This is a genomic window from Pseudomonas sp. BNK-44-b, from assembly GCF_047456245.1.
Taxonomy (GTDB): Bacteria; Pseudomonadota; Gammaproteobacteria; order Pseudomonadales; family Pseudomonadaceae; genus Aquipseudomonas; species Aquipseudomonas machongensis.
Genome location: NZ_CP179908.1, coordinates 4,134,227 through 4,152,997 on the forward strand (window position 1 = coordinate 4,134,227; position 18,771 = coordinate 4,152,997).

Annotated in this window: 17 protein-coding genes; 6 read left to right on the forward strand and 11 right to left on the reverse strand. The window is 61.9% G+C overall.

Going from position 1 to position 18,771, the window contains the following annotated elements; all coding sequences use genetic code 11:
- Positions 1 to 4: 4 nt before the first annotated feature.
- A complete protein-coding gene (gene cysD, locus ACMGGG_RS19005; RefSeq protein ID WP_009408193.1) occupies positions 5 to 922 on the reverse strand; it encodes a sulfate adenylyltransferase subunit CysD in 918 nt (305 codons plus the stop codon).
- A 145-nt stretch (positions 923 to 1,067) separates the two neighbouring features.
- Positions 1,068 to 1,826, reverse strand: coding sequence for a Nif3-like dinuclear metal center hexameric protein (locus ACMGGG_RS19010; protein ID WP_414154211.1), 759 nt, complete (start codon positions 1,824 to 1,826; stop codon positions 1,068 to 1,070).
- Between the two features lie 200 nt (positions 1,827 to 2,026).
- Between ACMGGG_RS19010 and algW the strand changes: the two genes are divergently transcribed.
- Positions 2,027 to 3,187 carry a Do family serine endopeptidase AlgW gene (algW, locus tag ACMGGG_RS19015; RefSeq protein WP_063546025.1) on the forward strand — a complete coding sequence of 387 codons (1,161 nt, stop codon included), beginning with the start codon at positions 2,027 to 2,029 and terminating at the stop codon, positions 3,185 to 3,187.
- A gap of 35 nt (positions 3,188 to 3,222) precedes the next feature.
- Here the strand turns inward: algW and ACMGGG_RS19020 are convergent, their stop codons facing one another.
- The 4 genes from ACMGGG_RS19020 to ACMGGG_RS19035 form a co-directional block, all read right to left on the reverse strand.
- Positions 3,223 to 3,987: an amino acid ABC transporter ATP-binding protein gene (locus tag ACMGGG_RS19020; protein WP_054893975.1), complete on the reverse strand. Its 765-nt coding sequence runs from the start codon at positions 3,985 to 3,987 to the stop codon at positions 3,223 to 3,225.
- Between the two features lie 10 nt (positions 3,988 to 3,997).
- Positions 3,998 to 5,095 (reverse strand): amino acid ABC transporter permease, encoded by a 1,098-nt coding sequence (locus ACMGGG_RS19025; RefSeq protein WP_414154212.1) that lies wholly within the window; start codon positions 5,093 to 5,095, stop codon positions 3,998 to 4,000.
- Between the two features lie 10 nt (positions 5,096 to 5,105).
- Positions 5,106 to 6,284 (reverse strand): amino acid ABC transporter permease, encoded by a 1,179-nt coding sequence (locus ACMGGG_RS19030; protein ID WP_054893973.1) that lies wholly within the window; start codon positions 6,282 to 6,284, stop codon positions 5,106 to 5,108.
- 67 nt (positions 6,285 to 6,351) lie between these two features.
- Positions 6,352 to 7,380 (reverse strand): amino acid ABC transporter substrate-binding protein, encoded by a 1,029-nt coding sequence (locus ACMGGG_RS19035; RefSeq protein ID WP_054893972.1) that lies wholly within the window; start codon positions 7,378 to 7,380, stop codon positions 6,352 to 6,354.
- Positions 7,381 to 7,716: 336 nt separating this feature from the next.
- On the opposite strand from ACMGGG_RS19035, the gene ACMGGG_RS19040 reads away from it, so the two are divergent.
- The gene (locus ACMGGG_RS19040; RefSeq protein ID WP_414154213.1) at positions 7,717 to 8,373 is read left to right on the forward strand and encodes an alpha/beta hydrolase; all 657 of its coding nucleotides are present in this window, start codon (positions 7,717 to 7,719) and stop codon (positions 8,371 to 8,373) included.
- Between the two features lie 114 nt (positions 8,374 to 8,487).
- Positions 8,488 to 9,945, forward strand: coding sequence for an ATP-dependent RNA helicase RhlB (rhlB, locus tag ACMGGG_RS19045; protein WP_125931478.1), 1,458 nt, complete (start codon positions 8,488 to 8,490; stop codon positions 9,943 to 9,945).
- 143 nt (positions 9,946 to 10,088) lie between these two features.
- On the opposite strand, the gene moaE is transcribed toward rhlB, so the two are convergent.
- The 5 genes from moaE to ACMGGG_RS19070 form a co-directional block, all read right to left on the reverse strand.
- The gene (moaE, locus tag ACMGGG_RS19050; RefSeq protein WP_112899099.1) at positions 10,089 to 10,535 is read right to left on the reverse strand and encodes a molybdopterin synthase catalytic subunit MoaE; all 447 of its coding nucleotides are present in this window, start codon (positions 10,533 to 10,535) and stop codon (positions 10,089 to 10,091) included.
- 2 nt (positions 10,536 to 10,537) lie between these two features.
- Positions 10,538 to 10,783 (reverse strand): MoaD/ThiS family protein, encoded by a 246-nt coding sequence (locus ACMGGG_RS19055; protein ID WP_054894924.1) that lies wholly within the window; start codon positions 10,781 to 10,783, stop codon positions 10,538 to 10,540.
- Positions 10,783 to 11,253 (reverse strand): cyclic pyranopterin monophosphate synthase MoaC, encoded by a 471-nt coding sequence (gene moaC / locus ACMGGG_RS19060; RefSeq protein ID WP_054894923.1) that lies wholly within the window; start codon positions 11,251 to 11,253, stop codon positions 10,783 to 10,785. Before moaC ends, ACMGGG_RS19055 begins: the two co-directional genes overlap by 1 nt.
- Positions 11,254 to 11,404: 151 nt before the next feature.
- Positions 11,405 to 12,799, reverse strand: coding sequence for a PhoH family protein (locus ACMGGG_RS19065; protein WP_054894922.1), 1,395 nt, complete (start codon positions 12,797 to 12,799; stop codon positions 11,405 to 11,407).
- A gap of 293 nt (positions 12,800 to 13,092) precedes the next feature.
- Positions 13,093 to 14,220, reverse strand: a complete 1,128-nt coding sequence (locus tag ACMGGG_RS19070; RefSeq protein WP_414154214.1) for a polysaccharide deacetylase family protein — start codon at positions 14,218 to 14,220, stop codon at positions 13,093 to 13,095.
- 134 nt (positions 14,221 to 14,354) lie between these two features.
- Between ACMGGG_RS19070 and yaaA the strand changes: the two genes are divergently transcribed.
- The 3 genes from yaaA to ACMGGG_RS19085 all read left to right on the forward strand — a co-directional run bounded on the left by yaaA (position 14,355) and on the right by ACMGGG_RS19085 (position 18,760).
- A complete protein-coding gene (gene yaaA / locus ACMGGG_RS19075) occupies positions 14,355 to 15,134 on the forward strand; it encodes a peroxide stress protein YaaA (RefSeq protein ID WP_063546032.1) in 780 nt (259 codons plus the stop codon).
- 765 nt (positions 15,135 to 15,899) lie between these two features.
- On the forward strand, positions 15,900 to 17,216 hold the full coding sequence (locus ACMGGG_RS19080; protein WP_065864153.1) for a nucleotide sugar dehydrogenase: 1,317 nt from the start codon (positions 15,900 to 15,902) through the stop codon (positions 17,214 to 17,216).
- 62 nt (positions 17,217 to 17,278) lie between these two features.
- Complete coding sequence (locus ACMGGG_RS19085) at positions 17,279 to 18,760, forward strand: glycosyltransferase family 2 protein (RefSeq protein ID WP_414154215.1); 1,482 nt, start codon at positions 17,279 to 17,281, stop codon at positions 18,758 to 18,760.
- The last annotated feature ends 11 nt before the right edge of the window (positions 18,761 to 18,771 follow it).

The window sequence follows — 18,771 nt, forward strand, 5'->3', positions numbered from 1 at the left end:
GAAGTTAGAAGTAGCCCTGACGTTTCTTGTCTTCCATGGAGCCGGCGCCATCGTGGTCGATGACTCGGCCCTGACGCTCGGAAGTACGCGTCAGAAGCATTTCCTGAATGATGTCGGTCAGCGTTTCGGCTTCGGACTCGACAGCGCCCGTCAACGGGTAGCAGCCCAGGGTACGGAAACGCACCTTCTTCTTGACGATGCGCGCCTTCTCCTCGTCGCTCAGGTGCTCGAGGATGCGATCGTCGTCGATCATGATCAGGGTGCCGTTCTTCTCGATGACTTCACGCTCGGCGGCGAAGTACAGCGGCACGATCGGGATGCCTTCGAGGTAGATGTACTGCCAGATGTCCAGCTCGGTCCAGTTCGACAGCGGGAAGACGCGGATCGACTCGCCCTTGTTGACCTTGCCGTTGTAGACGTTCCACAGCTCCGGACGCTGGTTCTTCGGGTCCCAGCGGTGCTTGCTGTCGCGGAACGAGTAGACACGCTCCTTGGCCCGCGACTTCTCTTCATCGCGGCGCGCGCCACCGAAGGCGGCGTCGAAACCATGCTTGTCCAGCGCCTGCTTCAGGCCTTGGGTCTTCATGATGTCGGTGTGCTTGGAGCTGCCGTGGGTGAAGGGGTTGATCCCCTGCGCCACACCCTCGGGGTTGACGTGGGTGATCAGCTCCAGCCCCATTTCCTCGACCATCTTGTCGCGGAAGCGGTACATCTCCTGGAATTTCCACTGGGTGTCGACGTGCATCACCGGGAACGGCAGCTTGCCCGGGAAGAAAGCCTTGCGCGCCAGGTGCAGCATCACGGCGGAGTCCTTGCCGATCGAGTACAGCATCACCGGGTTGTCGAACTCGGCGGCCACCTCGCGGATGATGTGGATGCTCTCCGCCTCCAGCTGTTTCAAGTGCGTCAGTTTGTCGACCATGGCTACTCACGAAAAACGATCTTATGGACGGCCAGCGGGCCGTGTTCGAGCGAGCCACTTTATCACAGCGCCTGATTCTATTTAGGCGGGCTGCTAGATCGAAACGGTCTAATGATATGACTGGGGGTTTGAGGACCGCACCTGCCTAAATCGGATTCGGGCAATCGATGAACAGGTGCTCCAGGGCAAAGCGCTTGGCCAGGTAGTCGCCCAGCGCCTGCACCCCATAGCGTTCGGTGGCGTGGTGCCCTGCTGCAATGAAGCTGATGCCGTTCTCGCGCGCGCTGTGGTACGTCTGCTCGGAGGCCTCGCCGCTGATGAACAGGTCGACACCCGCGGCGATGGCGTTGTCGATATAACCCTGGCCGCCACCGGTACACCAGCCAACCCGGCGGATCATCCCCTCCCCCTCGACCAACAGCGGCTCGCGGCCCATGACTTCACGCACGCGGCGGGCGAAATCGCCAGCCGACATGGGCTCGGCGAGCGAGCCGATCAGGCCGACCACCCGCGGGTTTTCGGGGTCGAGAGGGCCTTCGACGGTGATATCGAGCTGGCGCGCCATCTGCACGTTGTTGCCCACCTCAGGGTGCACGTCCAGCGGCAGGTGGAAGGCCAGCAGGCTGATGTCGTGCTTGAGCAGGGTCTTGATGCGCCGCTGCTTGATCCCGGTGATGCACGGGCTCTCGCCCTTCCAGAAATAGCCATGGTGCACCAGCACCAGGTCGGCCTCGGCTTCGACTGCAGCATCGAGCAAGGCCTGGCTGGCCGTGACGCCCGTGACGATGCGGCTGACCTGCGGACGCCCCTCGACCTGCAGGCCGTTGGGGCAGTAATCCTGGATCTTGGCGCTGGACAGGTAGCGCTCGGCTTCCTCGACCAGGGTGCTAAGGGCGACGGCCATGGAAAATCTCCTCGTAATTCGCTGCTTCAACGGGCGCCAGGCCTCGTATACTGGGCGCCATTATGGGCCGTCGCCGGATTCGGGGAAACCGGCGTACATCAGCTTCGGCTGCTTCGCGATCCATACCCTCACCGATCACCGAGGTGTATGATCGCGCGCGTTCGCGCCCCGGCCCTCGTCCCATTTCCAGGATTCATTCGATGCTCAAGGCTTTGCGTTACTTTGGCTGGCCCCTGCTCACTGGCGTACTGATCGCCGCACTGATCATCCAGCGTTTCCCGGAATGGGTCGGCCTGCCCAGCCAGGACGTCAACCTGCAACAGGCACCGCAGACTTCGCGGATCATGCAGGGCCCGGTCAGCTATGCCGACGCCGTCACCCTGGCGGCGCCCGCGGTCGCCAACCTGTACACCACCAAAGTGGTGAACAAGAGCGCCCATCCGCTGTTCGAGGACCCGCAGTTCCGTCGTTTCTTCGGCGACAACCTGCCCAAGCAGCGGCGCTGGGAGTCGAGCTTGGGCTCGGCGGTGATCATGAGTCCCGAAGGCTACCTGCTGACCAACAACCACGTGACCAGCGGGGCCGACCAGATCGTGGTGGCGCTCAAGGATGGCCGCGAGACCCTGGCCCGGGTCATCGGCAGCGACCCGGAAACCGACCTGGCGGTGCTGAAGATCGACCTGAAGAACCTGCCAGCCATCACCATCGGCCGCTCCGACAACATCCACATCGGCGATGTCTGCCTGGCCATCGGCAACCCCTTCGGCGTCGGCCAGACCGTGACCATGGGCATCATCAGTGCCACCGGCCGCAACCAGCTGGGGCTGAACAACTACGAAGACTTCATCCAGACCGACGCGGCCATCAACCCGGGCAACTCCGGCGGTGCACTGGTCGACGCCAACGGCAATCTGATCGGCATCAACACCGCGATCTTCTCCAAATCCGGCGGTTCGCAGGGTATCGGTTTCGCCATCCCCGCCAAGCTTGCGCTGGAGGTGATGAAGTCGATCGTCGAGCATGGCCAGGTGATTCGCGGCTGGCTGGGCATCGAGGTGCAGCCATTGAGCGAAGAGTTGGCCGAGTCGTTCGGCATGCAGGGGCGTCCGGGCATCGTTGTCGCCGGTATTTTCCGCGACGGCCCGGCCCAGCGTGCGGGGCTGCAACTGGGTGACGTGATCATGAGCATCAATGGCGAGCCGGCCGGCGATGGTCGCAGGTCGATGAACCAGGTGGCACGAATCAAACCCAGCGAGAAGATCAGCATCGAGGTGATGCGCAATGGCAAGCAGTTGAAGCTGATTGCCGAGGTCGGGCTGCGTCCGCCACCGGCGCCGGTGGCGACCAAGGAAGAAAAGTAACAACAAGATGGGGCCGCTTTGCGGCCCCAGTCACATCAGTGCAGGATCTGGCTCAGGAACAACTTGGTCCGGTCACTGCGCGGCCGGTCGAAAAAGTCATCCGGCGAGGCCTGCTCGACGATCTCGCCCTTGTCCATGAAGATCACCCGGTTCGCCACGGTGCGGGCGAAGCCCATCTCGTGGGTGACGCAGAGCATGGTCATGCCGTCTTCGGCCAGGCCGACCATGGTGTCGAGCACCTCCTTGACCATTTCCGGATCGAGTGCCGAAGTCGGCTCGTCGAACAGCATGATCTTGGGCTTCATGCACAGCGCGCGGGCAATGGCCACACGTTGCTGCTGACCGCCCGACAACTGCCCCGGAAACTTGTGCGCCTGCTCTGGAATACGCACACGCTCCAGGTAATGCATGGCAATTTCCTCGGCCTTGCGCTTGGGCATCTTGCGAACCCACATCGGTGCCAGGGTGCAGTTCTCGAGGATGGTCAGGTGCGGGAACAGGTTGAAGTGCTGGAACACCATGCCGACTTCACGACGGATCGCCTCGATCTGCTTGAGGTCGTTGGTCAGCTCCACGCCATCGACGACGATGCGCCCCTGCTGGTGCTCTTCCAATCGGTTCAGGCAGCGGATGGTGGTGGACTTGCCCGAGCCGGACGGCCCGCACAGGACGATGCGCTCGCCCTGGCGTACGTTCAGATTGATATCCTTGAGCACATGGAACTGGCCATACCACTTGTTCACACCCTGCATCTGGATGATGCCTTCGGGGCCGGCAGGCTGCTTGATCGCTTCACTCATTTCGAAACTCCTAACGCTTGTGGCCAGTGTCCAGCTTGCGCTCCAGGTGCATGGAGTAGCGGGACATACCGAAACAGAAAATCCAGTAGACCAGGGCCGCGAACACGTAGCCCTCGGTCGCCATGCCGAGCCAGGCAGGATCTGCCGTGGCTTGGCGGGTGCTGTTGAGCAGGTCGAACAGGCCGATGATGATCACCAGGCTGGTGTCCTTGAACAGCGCGATGAAGGTGTTGACGATGCCGGGGATCACCAGCTTCAGGGCCTGCGGCAAGATCACCAGGCCCATGGCACGCCAATAGCCCAGCCCCATCGCCGCGGCTGCCTCGTACTGTCCCTTGGGAATCGCCTGCAGGCCGCCGCGAACCACCTCGGCGATGTAGGCCGACTCGAACAGGATCACGAAAATCATCGCCCGCAGCAGCTTGTCGAAGCTCGTGCCCTCGGGCATGAACAGCGGCAGCATCACGGACGACATGAACAGCACGGTGATCAGCGGAATGCCACGCCAGAACTCGATGAAAGTCACCGACACGGCCTTGACCACCGGCATCTTCGAGCGCCGTCCCAGCGCGAGCAGGATGCCCAGCGGCAAGGCTGCGGCGATGCCTACGGTCGCAATGACCAGGGTCAGCATCAGGCCGCCCCATTGCGAGGTCGGCACCTGCGTCAGGCCGAAGCTGCCACCGTGCAGCAGCAGGTAGGCGAGGATCGGATACAGCACCAGATAACCAATACCGTAGGGCACCTTGCGCGGGAACCGGCGGATGAACAGCGGTGCGGCGGCGATCACGCCCAGCCACACGGTCAGGTCGACCCGCCAGCGCAACTGGCTCGGGTAATAGCCGTACATGAACTGGCCAATGCGTTGCTGGATGAACACCCAGCATGCGCCGTCCTTGGTGCAGTCCGCGCGGGTCGTGCCCGTCCAGTTGGCGTCCAGGAACGCCCACTGCAGCAGTGCCGGCACGATCAGCCAGATCAGGTAGATCGCGAACAGGGTCAACAGCGTGTTGATCCAGCTGGAGAACAGGTTGGCGCGCATCCACGCCAGCACGCCGACGGTCTTCACCGGTGGCGGCATATCGGGTTTGAAAACATGGGAAGTCATGCGCCTGTCCTCACCGCTCGATCAGCGCAATGCGCTTGTTGTACCAGTTCATCAGCAACGAGATGCTGATGCTGATCGTCAGATACACAGCCATGGTGATCGCCATGACCTCGACCGACTGGCCGGTCTGGTTCAGCACCGTGCCGGCAAACAGCGACACCAATTCCGGATAGCCGATGACCGCCGCGAGCGACGAGTTCTTCGTCAGGTTCAGGTATTGGCTGGTCAGCGGCGGAATGATCACCCGCATCGCCTGCGGAATGATGACCTTGCGCAAGGTCGGCCCTTCGCGCAGCCCCAGCGAACGGGCCGCTTCGGTCTGGCCATGGCTGACCGAGCGGATACCCGCGCGCACGATTTCGGCGATGAAGGCGGCGGTGTAGATCGACAGTGCCAGGGTCAGCGCGAGGAATTCGGGAATCAGCACCCAGCCGCCGACGAAGTTGAAACCTTTGAGCTGCGGCACTTCCCACTGCAATGGGTTGCCAAACAGCAGCGCGCTGATACCGGGAATGCCAACGAGCAGCGCCAGCCCTACCCAGAACTTGTGGAACGGCTGGCCGGTTTCATCGAAGCGTTTGTTGGCGTAGCGCACCATCAGGACAATGGCCACGACCGCCAGCAGCACCGCCACGACGAACGGCCAGAACCCTTCGCCGATGGAGGCTCCGGGCATGTTCACGCCACGGCTGCTGATGAAGAACAGGTCATCGATGTTGATGCTGCCGCGTGGCCCCGGCAAGGCGGTGAATACCGCGAAGTACCAGAACAGGATCTGCAGCAGCGGTGGAATGTTACGGAAGGTCTCGACGTAAACGGCCGCCAGCTTGCTGATCACCCAGTTCGAGGATAACCGGGCAACGCCGACGACGAAGCCAAGCACGGTGGCGATGATGATGCCGATGACGCTTGCCAGCAGGGTATTGAGCAGGCCAACCAGCAACACCCGTGCATAGGTGTCGGCTTCGGTGTAGTCGATCAGGTGCTGGGCGATGCCGAAACCGGCACTGCGCTCGAGAAAGTCGAAGCCCGAGGTAATCCCTCGGTGCTGCATGTTGGTCTGGGTGTTGTGGATGAGGTACCAGCCCAGGCCGATCACGGCCACGACCGTGATGATCTGGAACAGCCACGCGCGCACACGTGGATCGCTCAGGGATAACCCTTTCCGTGCGCCGATATGATTTTGCATGAAATGCCCCGAAAAGAAGGGAGTCGAACGACCCGCGACGGCCGGATGCCGTCGCGGGGGGCAGCCATCAGCGCACAGGCGGTGCGTACTGGATGCCGCCGTTGTTCCACAGGGCATTCAAGCCGCGGTCAATTTCCAGCGGGGTGCTCTTGCCCAGGTTCTTCTCGAATACTTCACCGTAGTTGCCGACTTGCTTGACGATCTGCACTACCCAGTCCTTGGGCAGTTTCAGGTCCTTGCCGTACTCGCCGTCGGCACCCAGCAGGCGGGCGACGTCAGGGTTCTTGGTGGATTTGGCTTCGGCCTCGACGTTCTTCGAGGTCACGCCTGCTTCTTCGGCGTTGAGCATGGCGTAGAGGGTCCACTTGACGATGCTGAACCACTCCTCGTCGCCTTTACGCACGACCGGGCCCAGGGGCTCCTTGGAGATGGTTTCCGGCAGCACCACGTACTCGGTGGGAGCCGCCAGCTTGGAGCGCTGTGCGTAGAGCTGCGACTTGTCGGAGGTCAGCACGTCGCAACGACCGGACTCCAGCGACTTGGCGCTCTCGTCGGAGGTGTCGAAGGTGATCGGGGTGTATTTCAGGCCATTGGCGCGGAAGTAGTCGGAGACGTTCAGCTCGGTGGTGGTACCGGCCTGGATGCAGATGGTCGCGCCATCGAGCTCCTTGGCGCTGGAAACGCCCAGCTTCTTGTTCACCAGGAAGCCCACGCCGTCGTAGTAGGTGACACCGGCGAACACCAGGCCCATGCCAGCGTCACGCGAGCTGGTCCAGGTGGTGTTGCGCGACAGTACGTCGACTTCGCCGGACTGCAGCGCGGTGAAGCGCTCCTTGGCGTTGAGCTGGCTGAACTTGACCTTGGTGGCGTCGCCGAACACGGCGGCAGCCACGGCGCGGCAGACGTCGGCGTCGATGCCGACGATCTTGCCTTGGGCGTCAGGAACGGAGAAGCCCGGGAGGCCGTCGCTCACGCCACACTGGACGAAGCCCTTCTTCTTTACCGCATCGAGCGTGGCGCCAGCCTGGGCGGCGCCCACGGTGCCCAGGGTGGCTGCAGCGGTCAGGACTGCCAGCGTGGTTTTCAACATCTTCATCAACAACCTCCAAATGCTCTTGTTGTACCGAGCCGGAATTGCACCGCACCCTTATGAGGCGCATCCGACCCTTGTTGGCTTGTTTTTGGGTCAATTGGCGCAATGGGCTGTTCTGTGACAGCCTTCCATCCACGTGGGCGGGTGTTACCGTTCAGGTCCCCGTCCATCGCATCGGTACGAACGTAGCAAAGCGCGTACCATAGTTGCCGCCTTAAGCGTTTAAGCATGCGTCAAGGGGGTAAAGTTGTAGAGTTGCGACATCTTTTTATGGCACTAACCACCAGCGCCTTCTTTTTACGCACTCAATAAGTTCTTACGCACTTTTTCGGAGCAGTCATGACCAACCCGCTGATTCTCGAACCCCAGAAGACCGCCGACGCCTGTGTGATCTGGTTGCACGGCCTGGGGGCCGACCGTTACGACTTCCTACCGGTGGCCGAATTCATGCAGGAACGTCTGCAAAGCACCCGTTTCATCATGCCCCAGGCGCCGACCCGGCCAGTCACCATCAACGGCGGCTATGCCATGCCGAGCTGGTACGACATCAAGGCCATGACCCCGGCCCGGGCCATCGACGAGGCGCAACTTGAAGAATCGGCCGACCAGATCATCGAGCTGATCAAGGCCGAGCAGGCCAAGGGCATCAACCTGTCGAGGATCATCCTCGCCGGATTTTCCCAGGGCGGCGCCGTAGTGCTGCATACCGCCTATATAAAGTGGCAGGAAGCGCTCGGCGGGGTGATCGCCCTGTCCACCTACGCACCGACCTTCACCGAAAGCCATCAGCTCAGCGCTTGCCAGCAACGTACCCCGGCCCTATGCCTGCATGGCGTGCATGACCCGGTGGTGATCCCGTCGATGGGCCGCACGGCCTTCGAGTACCTGAACACCTGGGGCGTGGCCGCGCGCTGGCACGAATACCCCATGGAACACGAGGTGGTGGTCGAGGAACTGAGCGATATCCACGACTGGCTGGCCAAGCGCCTGCTGTAAATCGACGTGCGCCTGTAGCCGTCGGCGCATTGGACTACACCCGGTACTACGCCGAGCCTGGATCTTGCATTACACTGCCCGGCGTACATTCCTTAACCAGTTGACGAGACGACCGTGCTCAAGGCACTCAAGAAAATATTCGGCAAGGGAGACGCCGCCCCACAGGCCGTCGCGCCCGCTGCCCCCGTGATTGCACCCACGCCTCAGCCTGCACCGGCCCGGCCCCCGAAACCGCCAAGAGCGAAGTCTGCGCCGCGCAGCCAGCCCGAACCTGTGGCCAAGGCTGAAGCCGCGCCTGTCGAGCCGCCCCGGGAAAAACCCCGCCGTGAGCGCAAACCCAAGCCCCAGGCCAGCCTGTGGAAGCCCGAGGACTTCGTGGTCGAGCCTCAGGAAGGCAAGACCCGCTTCCACGACTTCAAGCTCTCCAACGAGCTGATGCATGCCATCCACGACCTGGGCTTCCCCTACTGCACGCCGATCCAGGCCCAGGTCCTGGGTTACACCCTGCGTGGCCAGGATGCCATCGGCCGGGCCCAGACCGGCACCGGCAAGACGGCCGCGTTCCTGATCTCGATCATCTCGCAGCTGCAGCAGACCCCGCCGCCCAAGGAACGCTACATGGGCGAGCCGCGTGCCCTGATCATCGCCCCGACCCGCGAACTGGTGGTGCAGATCGCCAAGGACGCCGAGGCCCTGACCAAGTACAGCGGGCTGAACGTGATGAGCTTCGTCGGCGGCATGGAGTACGACAAGCAGCTCAAGGCCCTGGAAAAGCGCTACTGCGACATCCTGGTCGCCACCCCGGGCCGCCTGCTGGACTTCCAGCAACGCGGCGAAGTGCACCTGGACATGGTCGAGGTGATGGTGCTGGACGAAGCCGACCGCATGCTCGACATGGGTTTCATCCCCCAGGTACGCCAGATCATCCGCCAGACCCCGCCCAAGAGCGAACGCCAGACCCTGCTGTTCTCCGCCACCTTCACCGACGACGTCATGAACCTGGCCAAGCAATGGACCACTGATCCGGCCATCGTCGAGATCGAGCCGGAGAACGTCGCCAGCGAGACGGTCGAGCAGCACGTCTATGCCGTGGCGGGCAGCGACAAGTACAAGCTGCTGTACAACCTGGTCACGCAGAACAAGTGGGAACGGGTGATGGTCTTCGCCAATCGCAAGGACGAGGTGCGGCGCATCGAGGAGAAGCTGGTGCGCGACGGCATCAATGCCGCCCAACTGTCGGGCGATGTGCCGCAGCACAAGCGCATCCGTACCCTGGAAAACTTCCGCGAAGGGCGCATCACCGTGCTGGTGGCCACCGACGTGGCCGGGCGCGGGATCCATATCGACGGTATCAGCCACGTGATCAACTTCACCCTGCCGGAAGACCCGGACGACTACGTGCACCGCATCGGCCGTACCGGCCGAGCAGGCACCAGTGGTGTGTCGATCAGTTTTGCCGGCGAGGATGACTCCTACCAGTTGCCGGCGATCGAGGAACTGCTGGGGCGCAAGATCAAATGCGAGATGCCGCCGGATGAATTGCTCACGCCAGTGCCGCGCAAGCATCACTGATCGGTACTGGAATCTTCACGGGCAAGTCGGGTCGCCGCACCTCCGCTCCCACAGGTAATGTGCTGGACCTGAGGGCAGCGGGTACCTGTAGGCGCCGACTTGCCCGCGAACCGGGGCAACGCCCCGGCCATCAGGCAGAGGTTCTACCAGCGCCCGGCAGCATCCTGGTCACTCTGCCTGCCTTCGACCCACCTCGGACCTTCCTGAGTGTTTTCCTTCTTCCAGAACGGCGCCCGGGTCTTGAGATAGTCCATGATGAAGTTGCAGGCATCGAACGCGGCCTGCCGATGGGCACTGGCGACACCCACGAACACGATCGGCTCGCCCGGCTCCAGCGCACCGATGCGGTGCAGCACCTCGACCTTGAGCAACGGCCAGCGCTGCTCGGCCTCGACCACGATCTTGGCCAGGGCCTTCTCGGTCATGCCTGGGTAGTGCTCGAGAAACATCCCCGCCACCTCGCGACCGTCATTGAAGTCGCGCACATAACCGACGAACCCGACCACCGCGCCCACGCCAACATTGGCAGCGTGCATGGCATTGACCTCGGCACCAGCGTCGAACGCCGCCTGCTGTACCCGTACGCCCATGCTCAACCTCCGGTCACCGGCGGGAAGAAGGCAAGCTCATCGCCGTCCTCGACCGGCTCATCGAGCTTGCACAGCTCCTCGTTACGCGCGCACATCAGGTTCTGCTCGGCCAGCACGGCGTAAACGCCGCCTCTGGCAACCAGCGCCTGGCGCACGTCGTCGAGCACCTTGAAATCCCCTTCCAGACGCTCGGCATCAACGCCAAGCAGCTCACGGTAACGAGCGAAATAGAGGGCCTTGATCTTCATCACCCCTCCACCTTGTAGTGGCCGCTCTTGCCGCCGAGCTTCTCCAGCAGGCGCACCTGCTCGATGACCATGCCCTTGTCCACGGCCTTGCACATGTCGTAGATCGTCAGCGCCGCGACGCTGGCGGCGGTCAGGGCCTCCATCTCGACACCGGTCTGCCCGGCCAGCTTGCAACGGGCAACGATATGCACCACATCTTCGCCTTCGGCAGCCAGCTCGACCTTGACGCTGGTGAGCATCAGCGGATGGCACAGCGGGATCAGGTCGCTGGTCTTCTTCGCCGCCTGGATACCTGCGATGCGCGCCACGGCGAACACATCGCCCTTGGGATGCTCGCCGTCGACGATCATCCGCAAGGTCTGCGGCAACATGCGCACCCGTGCCTCGGCGATCGCCTCGCGCGCAGTCACGGCTTTTTCAGTGACGTCGACCATGTTGGCACGCCCCTGGGAATCGAGATGAGTCAGCACTGCTCTGCTCCTGTGAAGGGAAAGCAGAGTGTAAACCTGTGGGTCAGCTTTGCGCAGGGGAATGTGTCGGCAGGCTCGGCCTCATCACAGGGCTCGTCCGCCCCCACAACCGTGTGGGAGCGGGCGAGCCTGCGTAATGAGCGATCCGGGTCTACAGATGCGACTCGGCGTACTCGGCCAGTACCGAACGCGGCACACCCTGCAGGGTGATGTGCACGCCATGGGGGAAGTCCTTGAAGCGCTCGGTCAGGTAGGTCAGGCCCGAGCTGGTCGCGGACAGGTAGGGGGTGTCGATCTGCGCCAGGTTGCCCAGGCAGACCACCTTGGAGCCAGAGCCTGCACGGGTGATGATGGTCTTCATCTGGTGCGGGGTGAGGTTCTGGCATTCGTCGATCAGGATCAGGCTCTGCTGGAAGCTGCGGCCACGGATGTAGTTCAGCGACTTGAACTGCAGCGGGACCCGTTCGAGGATGTATTCGACACTGCCATGGGTGCTTTCGTCATCCATGTGCAACGCCTCGAGGTTGTCGGTGATGGCGCCCAGCCAGGGCTCCATTTTTTCCGCCTCGGTGCCCGGCAGGAAGCCGATCTCCTGGTCCAGCCCCTGCACGCTGCGGGTGGCGATGATACGCCGGTAGCGCTTGCTGACCATGGTCTGCTCGATGGCTGCAGCCAGTGCCAGGATGGTTTTGCCCGAGCCGGCCGCGCCGGTGAGATTGACCAGGTGGATGTCCGGGTCGAGCAGGGCGAACAGCGCCAGGCTCTGGTGGATGTCGCGGGGCTTGAGGCCCCAGGCTTCCTGATGCAGCAGCGGCTCCTGGTGCAGGTCGAGCAATAGCAGCTCGTTCTCGCGAATGCCCTTGATCCAGCCGACGAAGCCTTGCTCGTCGATGATGAACTCATTGACGTGCACAGCCGGCAAGTTGTCGATCAGTTGTACGCGATGCCAGGTGCGGCCCCGTTCCTGGCGGGTGTCGACCTTGCTGACCCGGTCCCAGAAGGAGCCGGTGACCGAGTGGTAGCCCTTCGAGAGCAGGGACACATCGTCGACCAATTGGTCGGTGCTGTAGTCCTCGGCGGCGATGCCACAGGCGCGCGCCTTCAGGCGCATGTTGATGTCTTTGGTGACCAGCACCACGTCCAGGTCAGCCCGCCTGGCACGCAGCTCCAGCAGTTGGTTGATGATGATGTTGTCGTTGAGGTTTTCCGGCAGCAGCCGGTTCGGTTCGTTGCGCGGGCTCATCAGGATCGACAGGAAGCCCTTCGGCCCGCCCTTGCCACGCTGGATCGGCACCCCTTGTTCGACATCGTTGGGCGATGCATCGCCCAGGGTCTGGTCGATCAGGCGAATGGCCTGGCGACATTCGGCGGCGATGGTCTGTTTACCGGTCTTGAGCTTGTCGAGTTCCTCCAGCACCGTCATCGGTATGGCGACGTGGTGCTCCTCGAAGTTGAGCAAAGCGTTGGGATCGTGAATCAGGACGTTGGTATCGAGCACATACAGGATTGGCTGGTTGGAGGAAGGGTTGCGTCCTTGGTCATCCATACTCGGTCACCTTATGTGAAAGCAGGACGGCACAGCTTCGCTGCACCGCAGAGTGACCGCCGTTCTCCCCGTATCCGCGTCGTTACGGGCGGGGAGCGCACCTGGCAAAGGAGGGCCTGGATGACGCCACCTGTGCTGCAGGAATCGGCTGTCTGATTCCTTCATACCGCAAAAGGCGTGACGGAAAAAAGACTTTTTACGCTCCGGTGAAGTTTATTTTGCCGAATGACGAACCGCGCTTGGCGATAAGGTGACGGGGGACTACAGTCAATGTTGGACCCTGGATTTTCTGCCTAGCGCAGATGCGCGTACTCCATGCAATCCTCCCACCCGATCCCGCTCTGCGCCGTGTGCTGCAACAGCCATTCCAGCGCCGGCTGTGCCTTGGGCAAGGTATCGTGGAACTGGATCACACCCTTGCGCCATAGCAGCATCAAGGTCATCACCCGCTGGGCCGACTGCTCGGCATCCAGCGCGCTGTCGTCCTGGGCGTCGATATCCCACAGTGACACCTGCAGCCCTTGCGCCGCCATGAACGCCTCGCCGTCGGCGCGGCGCTGCCCATAGGGTGGGCGGAACAGCGGCACGTACTGCTCGGGCATCAGCCCCTGCACCTGCGCCTGGCTGCGCCGCAGGGAATCCTGCCAGCCCTGCCACTGGGCGTGGGAGCGATACTCCCAGCCCTGAATCCCCACGCACTGTCCAGCGTAGAGCGCCGCGACATTGGCCCCCTGGGCCATGTCACGGCGCTGCTGCACACGGTTGCCCAGCACGAAGAACACTGCGCCCAGCTTTTGCCGGCGCAGGTAATCGCTGAGCAGGTCCGTGTTGCTGCCGACCGGGCCGGGGCCGCCGACGAACGTCAGCAGGAACATCCGGTCGTTGAGTTCATCGCCACTGCGCTCGCCATTCGACAGCCGCTCGATCTCGCTGCTGGTCTGTGGAAACAAGGCCGCCTTGCGCAATTGCTCGTCAAGGTAACGGACGTTGAACTGATGGCTAGGCTCGACCCATTCTTTGTAGAATTCGCCGACATCTGTAGCGAACGTAGCCGAACGTGTACGCAAATCCGCCATCGAATCCAGCGGATAGCAGAACGATGCATCCTGCTCGCAACTAAGCTGGGCCTGCTGGAAGTTTTCCCACAACCGCTGCCACATGCGCGCCCGCACCGAACGGATCATCGCCAGGTTGATCTGCCGCAGCCCCAGTCGCGCCGCCAGGGCGCGCTCATCGAGCATCTCGCTTTCATGCAGCACCTGGGCGAAGGAGAGGATCTGCGCGCGCGATGCCACGTCGAACAGCACCGGGCTGTCGAGTTGCTCGGGCCAATGGCTGCGGTCGAAGCTGACGGAATTGGCTGGAGCGGCCTGCACAGCCAGGCTGAACAACCCGGCCAGCACGGCGAAGGCAATGCGCACGATCGGTTCTCCCTAAACGGATGATGCGCACTATAGCGCCTGCCCCGGCGATGGTCTGTGACTATCGTCACCATAGTTTGGCGTTGCCCTGCTGGCCCCGTAGAATCGTCGCCGACGATTTCAGGAGCCGACCCATGCTGACGGTGATTTCCCCCGCCAAGACCCTCGACTACGACACCCCACCGGTAACCCAGCGCCATACCCTGCCGCAGTACCTGGACGATTCGCAGACGTTGATCACCCAACTGCGCGAGCTGTCGCCGGCGCAGATCGCCGAGCTGATGCACCTGTCCGACAAGCTTGCCGGCCTCAATGCCGCGCGTTTCGGCAGCTGGACCCCAGACTTCACCCCCGCCAACGCCAAGCAGGCGCTGCTGGCGTTCAAGGGCGACGTATACACAGGCCTGGATGCCGAAACCCTTGGCGAGGACGACTTCAGCTATGCCCAGCAACACCTGCGCATGCTCTCGGGCCTTTATGGCCTGCTGCGGCCGCTGGACCTGATGCAGCCCTATCGCCTGGAAATGGGCACCAAGCTCGCGAACGCACGCGGCAAGGACCTCTACGCCTTCTGGGGCACGCGCATCAGCGAATGGCTGAACCAGGCCCTGGCCGAACAAGGCGATGACCTGCTGCTGAACCTGGCCAGCAACGAGTACTTCAGCGCCGTTAAGAAGAATGCGCTGAATGCCCGCGTGATCAACGTCGACTTCAAGGATTTGAAGAACGGCCAGTACAAGATCATCAGCTTCTACGCCAAGAAGGCGCGTGGCCTGATGAGCCGCTTCGTGATCCAGGAGCGCATCAACGATCCCGAGCAGCTCAAGCGCTTCGACGTGCAAGGCTACTACTACAGCGCCGAACAATCGAAGCCCGACCACCTGGTGTTCCTGCGCGACCACCCAGCGGACTAGCCCTGCTTCCCCGTCTTGCAGGAGCGCTCCAACAAGCGCGCTCCTGCAAACCCCGCCTCAAAAAAGCCAAATTACCGGCGCCAAAAAACAGGCAAGGCTGAGCTTATCGCCAAACGCCATAAGACCGTTCGTAGTTTTTTGACGAATTTTGAAAAAATTTTTCCGATACTGGCATATAACCATCTCATCTTGTTTTCGCCCTTTATATATAGGGGTGAAACCCATCCGTGCTATCAGAATGAAAGTATTTCTCACTGAAAAAATATTTAGAAATCTTTCATCTGCCCTGAACGCACCTCGGAACTTCTCCCTTCGCAGATCGCTCATAGCACCCGTAACGAATCACGAGCGTGCAACGTGAGAGATGACTTACAGAGGACAAGTGGCAGGTACTCACTACCTGCACTGATAACTTCGACTACCGCTTCGGTATAACCAAGCGGTCTGTTAAAGCAGGAGAGCCGCGCCCCTACTAATCGTCCTAGTGGTTGATTTCAAAGGATTTATTCACTTGAAAGAACAAGCACAGCAGCGCACCCGATAACGCGTTGCAATAAAGACGGCTGCATCTCAGGGCACGCCTTTTTATAACTGGCCTTTTACTGCCAACTTTGAGCGCAGCACTGTTTGCGCTCCGGATTCATTCATGCCTGCGTTCGGTGAAGTGTCAATTCGCCATGGATCCGTGCGCCCGTAAAAGCAGGTCAATCAACCCGGTCCGGTTCTTCGAAAGAGCCGGCGTGATAAACACACGAGGTGAATACGATGCGTATCAGCATCTTTGGTTTGGGTTACGTGGGTGCCGTCTGTGCAGGTTGCCTGTCGGCAAGGGGCCATGAAGTGATTGGTGTGGATGTGTCCACTACCAAGATCGACCTCATCAACCAGGGCAAGTCGCCAATCGTCGAGCCGGGTCTGGAGCAACTCCTGCAGCAAGGCATCGCCAATGGTCGCCTGCGTGGCACCACCGACTTCGCCGAGGCGATCCGCGCCAGCGACGTGTCGATGATCTGTGTCGGCACCCCGAGCAAGAAGAACGGCGACCTGGGCCTGGAATACATCGAATCGGTGTGCCGCGAGATTGGCTACGTGCTGCGCGACACCACCCGCCGCCACACCATCGTGGTACGCAGCACCGTGCTGCCAGGCACCGTGAAGAACGTGGTGATCCCGATCCTCGAAGACTGCTCGGGCAAGAAGGCCGGCGTCGATTTCGGCGTGGCGGTCAACCCCGAGTTCCTGCGCGAAAGTACCGCGATCAAGGACTACGACCAGCCTCCGATGACCGTCATCGGCGAACTGGACAGCGCCAGCGGCGACGTGCTGCAGGCGATCTACGAAGAGCTCGACGCGCCGATCATCCGCAAGCCGATCGAAGTGGCCGAGATGATCAAGTACACCTGCAACGTCTGGCACGCCACCAAGGTGACCTTCGCCAACGAGATCGGCAACATCGCCAAGGCGGTCGGCGTCGATGGTCGCGAAGTGATGGACGTGGTCTGCCAGGACAAGGCCCTGAACCTGTCGCAGTACTACATGCGCCCTGGCTTCGCCTTCGGCGGTTCGTGCCTGCCCAAGGACGTGCGCGCCCTCACCTACCGCGCTGCCAGCCTCGATGTGAAGGCGCCGCTGCTCGACTCGCTGATGCGCAGTAACGAGTCGCAGGTGCAGAACGCCTTCGACATCATCGAAAGCCACGACAAGCGCAAGATCGCCCTGCTGGGCCTGAGCTTCAAGGCCGGCACCGACGACCTGCGCGAAAGCCCGCTGGTGGAACTGGCGGAGCGCCTGATCGGCAAGGGCTACGAGCTGAACATCTACGACCAGAACGTCGAGTACGCCCGTGTCCACGGCGCCAACAAGGACTACATCGAGTCGAAGATCCCGCATGTCTCGTCGCTGCTCAACGCCGACTTCCAGCAGGTGGTCGATGGCGCCGACATCATCATCCTCGGCAACCGCGACGAACAGTTCCGCGCCCTTGCCCAGCAGGCGCCGGAAGGCAAGCAGGTGATCGATCTGGTCGGCTTCATGAGCAAGCCCACCAGCACCCTCACCCGCACCGAAGGCATCTGCTGGTAAGCCAGCCCGACGCGGGGCCGGTCGGCCCCGCATTCTCCTGATTCTCGCGACGGATGCTGAACATGCAAAGGCTCCAGACAGTGCTGTTGCAGTGCGCCGGATGGCTGCTCTACATGAGCCTGCTCATGCTGATCGCCCTGGCCCTGCCCAGCGATATCTTCGATTCGCAGTCGAAGCACTTCATCTTCCTGGTCGGCGCAGTCGGCATCTGGCGCTACTCCATGGGCGCCACCCATTTCATCCGCGGCATGATCTTCCTGTACCTGGTCTACCCCTACCTGCGCCGCAAGGTGCAGAAGCTGGGCAAGGCAGCCGAACCGTCTCATGTGTACCTGATGGTCACCAGCTTTCGCATCGATGCGCTGACCACCGCCCAGGTGTACAGCTCGGTGATCCGCGAAGCGATCGAATGCGGCTATCCGACCACCGTGGTCTGCTCGCTGGTGGAGAAGTCCGACGAGCTGCTGGTCAAGAGCCTGTGGGCCAAGTACAACCCGCCCGAGCACGTCGCCCTGGACTTCGTGCGCATCGCCGGTACCGGCAAGCGCGACGGCCTGGCCTACGGTTTTCGTGCCATCTCGCGGATGCTGCCAGACGAAAACGCCGTGGTTGCGGTGATCGACGGCGACACCGTGCTGGCCGAAGGCGTAGTTCGCAAGACCGTGCCCTGGTTCAAGCTCTACCCCAATGTCGGTGGCCTGACCACCAACGAATTCTGCGAAGTGCGCGGCGGCTACATCATGAGCGAGTGGCACAAGCTGCGCTTCGCCCAGCGCCACATCAACATGTGCTCGATGGCGCTGTCCATGCGCGTGCTGACCATGACCGGGCGCATGTCGATGTTCCGCGCAAGCGTGGTCACCAACCCTGAGTTCATCGCCGACGTCGAAAGCGACTCGCTGATGCACTGGCGCCTGGGCCGCTTCAAGTTCCTCACCGGCGACGACAAGTCGAGCTGGTTCAGCCTGATGCGCCTGGGCTACGACACCTTCTACGTCCCGGACGCGGCGATCAACACGGTCGAGCATCCGCCGGAGAAGAGCTTCGTCAAGGCCAGCCGCAAGCTCATGTACCGTTGGTATGGCAACAACCTGCGGCAGAACTCCCGCGCCCTGGGCCTGGGCCTCAAGCGCCTGGGACTGTTCACCAGCATCGTGCTGCTCGACCAGCGTGTGTCGATGTGGACCAGCCTGCTGGGCCTGACCGTGGCCGTGATCGCCAGCTTCAAGTTCGGCCTGCAGTTCCTGCTGGTGTACCTGCTGTGGATCGGCATCACCCGCCTGATCCTCACCATCATGCTGCTGTGCTCGGGCCACAGTGTCGGCCCGGCCTATCCGCTGATCCTCTATTACAACCAGATCGTCGGCGCGCTGATGAAGATCTACGTGTTCTTCCGCCTCGACAAGCAGTCCTGGACCCGCCAGCCGACTGCCCTGAAACGTGACCTCGCCAGCTTTCAACAATGGTTCAACACCTGGTCCTCTCGGACCATGACCTTCTCGGCCGCCAGCATCTTCGTCGCTGTGCTGTTCATGGTCGTGTGAGCCCAACCCGG